Here is an 8998-nt window from a genome sequence, read left to right as displayed (position 1 = left end):
GCACGAAGCAATCCCCGACCTACAGAGCCGCTCTGTAAAGTTAGGGATTGCTTCGTGCCTCGCAATGACGGTATTAAATGTAATACGTTATAAACAAACTTAACTAATTTAGTTTAACCTTTGTCTCTGATCTTTTGTCCTTTGTCCGAAAATCCTTCGTCCTTGTTCCATCCATCAATTGGCCTTTTACCTTTATCCTTTCACCATTCTAAATAATATTTCATTAATTTGCTTTGTCAATTAAAACCTGGCAACGCTGTTTAATGTTAAAGGAAAAGAAAAAGATCGCCGTTATTGGCGGCGGTAGCTGGGCTACGGCTAATGTTAAAATGCTGGCTGATAATACTACCGAGAAAGAAATTTTTTGGTGGATGCGCAATACGCAGGCAGTTGAGCACCTGCACAAATTTGGGCATAATCCCAATTATTTAAGTTCGGTTGAAATTAAACTGCCTAAAGAAAATATCTCCGGTGATCTGAAAGCGCTTATCGCTGTTGCCGATATCATTTTACTAAACGTACCTGCCGCCTTTTTAAAAGCAGCGCTTACCGGCATTACCGCAGAAGACCTTGTCGGAAAAAAGGTAGTATCGGCAATAAAAGGTATTGTACCCGATGAGAACTTAATTATCGGCGAGTTTTTAAATCAGAAGATGGGGGTTTCTTTTGATGATTTTATGGTGATCAGCGGGCCTTGCCATGCCGAAGAGGTAGCGCTGGAAAAACTATCATACCTAACCATTGCATCGCGCGATGCCGCTTTAGCCGCTGAGTTTGCCGGCATGATCAATACCCGTTATATTAAAACTATTGTATCTGATGATATTTATGGTACCGAATGGGGTGCTGTTTTAAAAAATATATACGCTATAGCAGGTGGTATTTGCCACGGTGTGGGCTATGGTGATAATTTTCAGGCTGTGCTGATATCAAATGCCATACGCGAGCTGGAAAGATTTGTAGCCGAAGTACACCCCATAAACCGGGATATCAAAGAATCGGCCTACCTGGGCGATTTGCTGGTTACCGCATACTCGCAGTTTAGCCGCAACCGTACTTTTGGTAATATGATAGGCAAGGGCTATACAGTAACATCGGCCCAGTTAGAAATGAATATGATAGCCGAGGGATATTATGCAGTAAATTGCCTACAGCAGGTTAACAAACAGTACAAAGTAAATATGCCCATATGTGATGCTGTTTACGCTATTTTGTACCAGAAACACTCCCCGGTACTTGAAATGAAGATTTTGGCAGAAAAATTGAGCTGATATTAAATAATATTAACTCAATTAAATTACCATGAAAAATCTATTCAAAATTGTACTGTTTGCGGCGGGATCATTTGTGATATCACCAGCTTTTGCACAAACCCACAAGGACAGTACGCTTGGCCACAAAATAAGCAAGACAGCTAAAAAGGTTGGTCATAAAACTTCGGAGATTGCTGCTAAAGGTGCCGCAGGTGTAGTTGATAAAAAATATGAGGGCAAAGTTGCACCGGGTGGGCAAACAGTTTACATAGACGAAAATTCACATTATTACTACATTAACAAAAAAGGCCACAGGGTATTTGTAAAAAAATCTGCGCTTATTGATAAACCTGCTCAATAAAATTTAGTAATTTAACAGTATCTGCAAAAGTAATTGGTTTAAAAAACTTATCATGAAAAATTACTCAATGATTTTTGCGTACTCGTTTTGCGCGCTGATACTATTTTCCTTTGCTTGTACTACCAACCAGGTTGATAAAAAACTGTTGGGCAAATGGAAATCAAAAGATGGTGAAACCAAGCTGGAAATAACCGAAAAAGGTTTTACTACCGATGACGGGCAGCCGGTTACCGAGGATTATTTTGTTAAAAACGATACTATTTTTACTTCGTACGAGGGAACCCGGCCCTATACCAAATTCCTGATCAAAAACCTGGACGATCATAAGCTTACGCTTTTTTATCCCGACTCTGATATTGTTGAATTTATCCGTTAAAAAACAAAAGCCTTCATAACTGCTGGCGGCAGTTGAAGGCTTTGTTAACAAAACTAAACTAAACTATGCTTCCTTACCAGGGAAGCTCATGAAAACTATCTTTTTCTTCAGAATAAAGAGTTAAGAATTAAGAGTCAAGAATTAAGACAGCTGCATTTGTGTTGCTAAAGTCTTAACTCTTGATTCTAATTTCTTGACTCTTTTAAATTAGAATCTTCTTTTGCGTTCAGGACGATCTTCACGGGGTTTGCCAGAGAAGTCACGGAAACCACCGCCTCCACTATTGGCATTCCTGTTTCTATCGCCACCACGTGAACCACCGCCTTCGCGACGTTCGCCACCACGGTAACCGACACCGCCTTCGCGACGCTCGCCACCACGATACCCGCCACCGCTGCTTTCGCGACGATCGCTGGTGCCTTCGCCGGATACTTCTATCCTTACAGGGCGACCTTTGTATTCGGCATCTTTAAAGCCTATGGTTACTTTTTCAACATCCTCGTTAGGTACTTCAAAGAATGAATAAACACCCTTAACATCTATTTTACCAACGCTACGGCCGCTAATTTTTGATGTGTTGCAAATGTAACCTAACAAATCGCCGCGGTTAAACTCATCAACAGAACCCAGGTTAATAAATAAACGGGTGTAAGCAGATGGGCCGCTTGGCGCACCACCACGTTCGCCACGGTCAGAACGATCGTCCCTATCGCGACGGCCGCTTTCTTCAACGCTTGCGTTAAGATCTGGCGCGTTTTTGTAATAATCAAGGAAACGGTTAAATTCAATTGATGCAAAGCGTTTAATAAACTCTTCTTTGCTCATATCCTTAAACTCATCCATTATACGCGGGATGTATTGCTCAATTTGCTGCTCATTAACCTGTACGTTATGTACTTTATGAACAATTGAGAATAATTGTTTTTCGCAAACATCAAACCCGGTTGGTATTTCGGCTTTAACAAAACGCTTACCTAAGGTGCGTTCTATCTGGCGTATTTTACCTAATTCTTTAGCGTTGATGATAGAGATAGATACACCTGTTTTACCTGCACGGGCAGTACGGCCGCTACGGTGGGTGTAATTTTCAACCTCATCTGGTAACGAGTAGTTAATAACGTGTGTTACATCATTAACATCAATACCACGTGCGGCAACGTCAGTAGCAATTAACAATTGCAGGCTGCGCTCGCGGTAACGTTTCATTACCTTATCGCGTTGTTGTTGTGACAGGTCACCGTGTAAAGAATCGGCATTGTAACCGTCTTTGATCAGGGCTTCTGCAATATCCTGTGTTTCAATTTTGGTACGGCAAAATACAATACCAAAAATGTCGGGGTTAAAATCAACAATACGTTTAAAAGCGGCATACTTATCACGGGCACGTACTATATAATACTCGTGCTCAATGTTGGCATTACCGGTGTTTTTTGTGCCCATGGTAAGCTCAAATGGCTCATTCATGTACTTTTTCGCTATACGGCGAACTTCAGTTGGCATGGTGGCCGAAAACAGCCAGGTTTTTTTCTCGTCCGGAGTGGTAGATAAGATATTATCAATGTCTTCCTGAAAGCCCATGTTGAGCATTTCATCAGCTTCATCCAATACTACGAATTTTACCTTCGAAAAATCTATCGCCTTACGGTTAATGATATCAAGCATACGGCCTGGTGTGGCCACTACGATCTGTACACCACGTTTAATCTGGCGTAACTGATCCATAATGCTTGCTCCGCCATAAACGGCTACAACGTGAACGTTGTCCATTTTTTTGGAGTAATTTTTAATGTCGTTCGTGATCTGTAAACACAGTTCACGTGTTGGGCATAAAACAAGTGCCTGTGGATGATTTTCTTCAAAATCCAACAGTTCTAATAATGGTAGGCCAAAGGCAGCAGTCTTACCGGTCCCGGTTTGGGCTAATCCGACAAAATCGTTGCTGCCTGTTAACAATACCGGAATTGACTGTTCCTGGATTGGTGTTGGGTTTTCAAACCCTAACTCAGAGATGGCATTAACAATATCATGACGGATTCCCAGTTGAATAAATGGGTTCATGAATTAAAATAACGAATTTGGCAACATCGCCAAATCGGCCGCAAAGATAGCGTTAATATTTGGCAATAGCAATGAGTATATACAATCAAAATTGCTTTTTGGTAATATATTTTCAAATTGATGTTAATTGCCTTTAAAGTAGCTATTTAATTATGGAGTTTGTAATTTTTTTAAGCAGTTTTTGGTGCATGAAAGCTATTTTATTGCTCATCAACAGGATTGAGCTATGCAAAAAAAATCAATTCTGTAATGTTCTCGAGATTTTGTTTTCTTGAATAGGTTGGTTTGGCGAACTTCAATCAAGCGGTTACTCAGGAATAATTTTGTTCGCAGTTTCTTAAATTATAAACTCTTTTTTAGTAGTTACGTCAATGCTTGGCGTTTAATAGGCCGGCATTTTAATAAGATGAAGGACTGGGTTTACTGGATTGATTATTTATTTTACATTCGTAAAATAATATTCTATATGAGCACTGCTTATAAATCAACCTACACCTTAGCATACTTATTTTTGACAGTTTTGGCAATAAACGCTATAAGTTGTAAAAAAGGTAACCCATCATTAACTCCATTAGTTGTAAAGCCGGTTGATCCGGTACCAACTGGTTTATTTGTTTCGACCTTCTCCGGGAGCGGGGCTCAAGGATCAGCAAATGGCGACGCCGCCAGCACAAGTTATTATTACCCGCAGGATATTGTAGCAGATAAGTCGGGCAATTTTTACGTAACAGATTTTAATAACAATTTTATCCGGAAAATTACTCCTGCAGGGGTTTCGAGTGTATTTGTAGGGACCGGCAAAGTAGAAACTATTACAGGTATTGGCACTGCTGCCGGGGTTGCACACCCAATTGCTATTACTATAGACTCTAAGGAGAATCTTTACGTATCAGATATCGGTAATCATATTTTAAAAATATCAAAGGCTGGCGAGCTTACTTTTTTTGCAGGTGGTGATGGGGTGGGAACGACTGACGGCATGGGCGCTTTAGCCAGGTTTAATACTCCGAGTGGATTAACGGCAGATACAAATGATAATATATATGTTGCTGATGAAAATAATTCAAGGATCAGAAAAATAACGCCCACCGGATTAGTTACCACATTGGCGGGAAATGCTACACAAGGTAAAACAGACGGCCTTGGAACGGCCGCGAGTTTTAAATTACCTCGCCATATTGCAATAGATAATAAAGGTAGTTTATATGTGAGCAAACAGGCAATGATTTGATCAGAAAGATTGCAATTGACGGTAATGTAACAACTATTGCAGGTAACGGAAGTAAAGGCGCTGTTAACGGAAAAGCATTAAACGCCCAGTTTAATAACATAGGTGGGTTGGCAGTTGATGCGGATGGGAATATTTATTTTGCTGAAACTGGTAACAATGATATAAGAAAACTATCTGCTTCGGGTGACGTAACTACCGTTGCAGGTATTGCAGGATGGCGTGGAGCTGATAATGGACCAGCGGCTGCCGCAAGTTTTAATAGCCCGGGCGGAATTGTCTTAACGGCTAAAGGGGAAATTTTTGTTGCAGATACCTATAGTAACCTAATCAGAAAGATCAGCTCAAAATAGGCTTATGCGCACTAATCTTTACTTTATCAAATGAATAAACCAGGTAATAGTTTTCCAAATTTATCGTTAATCTGACGCTAACAAGTACGCTATCTATCTCCGAATAAAACCTGTTAGATTGGACATTGGTAACAATTTTGAATAATATGTGATAGATGATTTTAGAAATAGAGACGTGCTTACTTAGTGTATTTCAGGGATAATTGTGGTCCCATAGCTGAAGTTTATAGACACTCATAATCTGACCTGATTTTGGTGAACAGGTTTTTTTATGTAGGTTTAAACCCAATAATTGAAGCAGAAATGAATGATCTGGAAATATATTTTAAAAATAATACCGAACGCGTAATATATAAATGGGCACATTACTTTGATGTTTATGAGCGTCATTTTAGTAAATACAGAGGTAAAGACATCGTAATACTGGAGATAGGCACACTGCATGGTGGTAGTCTGCAAATGTGGAAAAGCTATTTTGGCGATAAGGCGAAAATTTACGGTATCGATATCAACCCTAACTGTAAAGCCGTTGAAGAAGAGAATATTAAAATACTGATAGGCTCACAAACCGACCGCAATTTCTTGAAACAGGTTAAAGAAGAGATCCCCCCGATTGATATTTTAATTGATGACGGAGGCCATACCATGCTGCAGCAAATTGTATCATACGAGGAGCTGTTCAATCATGTTAAGCCAGATGGTGTTTATCTTTGCGAGGATATTCATACCTCATACTGGTTAAAATACGGAGGTGGGCATAAAAGGAGGGGCAGTTTTATTGAGTACTCCAAGAACTTTATTGATAAACTAAACGCTTATCATTCTGTAGAGAAATCATTAAAGGTTGATGATTTTACCCGCTCGGTAAATTCTATCCACTATTATGATTCTATAGTGGTGATAGAGAAAAGGCCAACCCCGCAGCCAACATCATCAAAAACCGGCACTATTACCACGCCTTTCATGAACCTGGAAGCACATGGTGTTGCCCTGGTTAAAAAGAACGCAACATACCGCATCAAGCATATTTTAAACGTTGTTACAGCGTTTTTCAAATTACCCTTTAAAAAGGGGAGCTTTGATTATTCATAAGTTTAGTGAAAAATTAAAAAAGGCATGCCATTATAGCATGCCTTTTTAATTTAATAGGTGCGCACTGTATAATTATACAATACAAGCATCATATAACAGTAAAGGTTAGGAAACTACCTTAATCTATCTGCCGATTTTACCAGCTTCTCATCGCTTTTAATGCTTTTTATAGCTAATAGCAACATCACGATGCTTATAGAAGTAAGAAAAAGCCCGATCCCCATTGTTTTTGTCCCAAGCTGAACACCTTCGCCCACAGCATTCTTAACGGTTTGCGCCATCCAGAAACTGTAACCAAATAATACAAGCATGGCACTATAGCAAAGTGCTATTTGTTGCTTGCGGTTTTTAAATAGGAAAATGATAACCAGGGGGATAAGCGCCACAATAGCGGTTACAGCGGTAAGTGCGGTAAAAGTCTCGATGTTTTTATGAACTCCGCCTAAGTCCTGGAAAATTCCGGTAACCATAATAGTTACGGGTACATCATTAACATAAACGTTATGAGCCAGCGGGAAAAAGTATAGAGAAAACAGCACCAGGCTGGCAAATAAGAGGTAAATGCTTTGTATTCGTTGTAGCATGATATTAAAATTATAATGGCAAATATAGTTGTTTTAGCTATTGCCTTAAGTCATTTTTATTGGTGGCAATATTTTGCTTTTAATGATAATTATTATAGTATATTTAAACTAATTTTCTATTTAACCGTTTTATCGTATGACCTCAATTAGCGATTTATCTCCACAGGAGGTAAAGTTTGAAGATGCCCATCTTAAGAAAATATTTCTTGAACATTTAAACAGTATTTACTGTGGTAAACAACACCTGGTTGTTTTTTTTGAGGAGATAAAAGCGCTTGCGTCTTTACAATATTTGAAAAACGCCATACAGGATTGCTGTGACGATGCCCTGGCTCAGTTGCAGCATATAGAAGGCATATTTAAGTCTATCAATGAAGATCAATCAAAAATAAGTGTGCTGGGTATGAAAGCTATGACCCTGGAGGCTTACATATCGGCCATTAAAGCCGGTAAAACTCCAATGGAGCGTGATGTTTTTATTGTTTTTTACCTGCAAATAATTGAAGGTATCGAGGTAACCTATTTTAAAGTTTTAAAAAACCTGGCCAAGGCTATTGGATACAGCAACACTTTTTTAGATAAGCCATTTAACCAGGCCATGGAAGATAAACTGATGTTTGAAACCATTTACAAGGAATACATTAGCGAGCCATCGGCAGAGTAAATATATTGCCAGCCAGCGTCTCAATTGAACGTTGATAATTACTTTGACCAAATTATGAACGCACGAGCCCGGCATAATAATTAACTTTGGCGCGTGGCAGATAAACAACGCTATTTTATTGAACTGGCTTATGACGGCACAGCCTATCATGGCTGGCAGGTGCAGCAAAATGCGCACAGTGTTCAGGAAGCTTTGAACAAAGCCCTGGCCATCATTCTGCGCCAGCCTGTGGAAACAACGGGGTGCGGGCGCACAGATACAGGTGTACATGCAAAGGAGTTTTTTGCACATTTTGATGTAGCGGCTCATGAATCGTCGGTCATAGACCGTAGTGGGAAAGAGGAAGCTAATGCCCCATCGATCATAGTTGGTGGCAAGGCGAAGGATGAAGTTCAGGATGTTTTAGTCATGAACAATGAACTATCAGCCATGAGCCAAAAAGTTCGGGGCCTTAATTCTATCTTACCCGCAGATATCAGCATAAAAAACATTATCCCGGTTCATGAGGGTGCTCATGCCCGGTTTGATGCTACACTGAGATCATACCAGTATCATATCCATTTTAATAAGGATCCTTTTTTGAGGGGATATTCGTGGCAGTTACGTGATGTGCCCGATATGGAATTGATGAACCAGGCCGCTGCCATGATCATGGATTATATTGATTTTAGCTGCTTTAGTAAATCAAACACCCAGGTAAAAACCAATAACTGTAAAATAAGCCGGGCCGAATGGGTAAAAACGGAACAAGGTATGGTGTTTCATATCTCTGCAGATAGATTTTTACGCAACATGGTAAGGGCTATTGTGGGCACCCTGATGATGGTAGGCAAAGGCGAAATACGTCCCGAAGCTGTAAGGGGAATAATTGAAAGTAAAAACCGCTCAAACGCCGGCATGAGTGTGCCGGCCTGCGGGTTATATTTAACAGAGGTGAAGTATCCTTATTTAGTAGCAAGTAGTTAGTATCAAGTATCAAGATGTCTTGCGATTATATTTGAGCGCTTGATATTACAGTTGGCTAACATA

At 39.9% G+C, this 8998-nt stretch carries 10 protein-coding genes; 8 read left to right on the top strand and 2 right to left on the bottom strand.

The annotated features are described in order from the left end of the window. Positions 1-263: 263 nt before the first annotated feature. From Q0R88_RS05780 to Q0R88_RS05770, 3 genes are read left to right on the top strand one after another with little or no spacing between them, the layout of a single operon-like run. Positions 264-1271 (top strand): NAD(P)H-dependent glycerol-3-phosphate dehydrogenase, encoded by a 1008-nt coding sequence (locus Q0R88_RS05780; RefSeq protein ID WP_295713534.1) that lies wholly within the window; start codon positions 264-266, stop codon positions 1269-1271. A 31-nt stretch (positions 1272-1302) separates the two neighbouring features. Then, complete coding sequence (locus Q0R88_RS05775; RefSeq protein WP_295713533.1) at positions 1303-1614, top strand: hypothetical protein; 312 nt, start codon at positions 1303-1305, stop codon at positions 1612-1614. 52 nt (positions 1615-1666) lie between these two features. Further along, entirely contained in the window at positions 1667-1990 is a 324-nt protein-coding gene (locus Q0R88_RS05770) for a hypothetical protein (RefSeq protein WP_295713531.1), read from the top strand. 207 nt (positions 1991-2197) lie between these two features. Here Q0R88_RS05770 and Q0R88_RS05765 read toward each other — a convergent pair whose 3' ends face one another. Further along, entirely contained in the window at positions 2198-4048 is a 1851-nt protein-coding gene (locus Q0R88_RS05765) for a DEAD/DEAH box helicase (RefSeq protein ID WP_295713528.1), read from the bottom strand. 466 nt (positions 4049-4514) lie between these two features. Between Q0R88_RS05765 and Q0R88_RS05760 the strand changes: the two genes are divergently transcribed. From Q0R88_RS05760 to Q0R88_RS05750, 3 genes are all read left to right on the top strand, one after another. Continuing rightward, entirely contained in the window at positions 4515-5279 is a 765-nt protein-coding gene (locus Q0R88_RS05760; RefSeq protein WP_295713525.1) for a hypothetical protein, read from the top strand. Then, positions 5276-5629 carry a hypothetical protein gene (locus Q0R88_RS05755; protein ID WP_295713522.1) on the top strand — a complete coding sequence of 118 codons (354 nt, stop codon included), beginning with the start codon at positions 5276-5278 and terminating at the stop codon, positions 5627-5629. The genes Q0R88_RS05760 and Q0R88_RS05755 overlap by 4 nt, the downstream gene beginning before the upstream one ends. Before the next feature lie 255 nt (positions 5630-5884). Further along, positions 5885-6721, top strand: coding sequence for a class I SAM-dependent methyltransferase (locus tag Q0R88_RS05750; protein WP_295713519.1), 837 nt, complete (start codon positions 5885-5887; stop codon positions 6719-6721). 113 nt (positions 6722-6834) lie between these two features. Here Q0R88_RS05750 and Q0R88_RS05745 read toward each other — a convergent pair whose 3' ends face one another. Continuing rightward, complete coding sequence (locus Q0R88_RS05745) at positions 6835-7305, bottom strand: DUF4293 domain-containing protein (protein ID WP_295713516.1); 471 nt, start codon at positions 7303-7305, stop codon at positions 6835-6837. 136 nt (positions 7306-7441) lie between these two features. On the opposite strand from Q0R88_RS05745, the gene Q0R88_RS05740 reads away from it, so the two are divergent. Next, entirely contained in the window at positions 7442-7969 is a 528-nt protein-coding gene (locus Q0R88_RS05740; RefSeq protein WP_295713513.1) for a DUF892 family protein, read from the top strand. Between the two features lie 93 nt (positions 7970-8062). Continuing rightward, the gene (gene truA, locus Q0R88_RS05735; protein ID WP_295713510.1) at positions 8063-8935 is read left to right on the top strand and encodes a tRNA pseudouridine(38-40) synthase TruA; all 873 of its coding nucleotides are present in this window, start codon (positions 8063-8065) and stop codon (positions 8933-8935) included. Positions 8936-8998: the final 63 nt, after the last annotated feature.

It is taken from the genome of Mucilaginibacter sp. (assembly GCF_025362475.1).
Classification (GTDB): Bacteria; Bacteroidota; Bacteroidia; order Sphingobacteriales; family Sphingobacteriaceae; genus Mucilaginibacter.
This window is presented reverse-complemented; position numbering and strand designations above follow the sequence as displayed.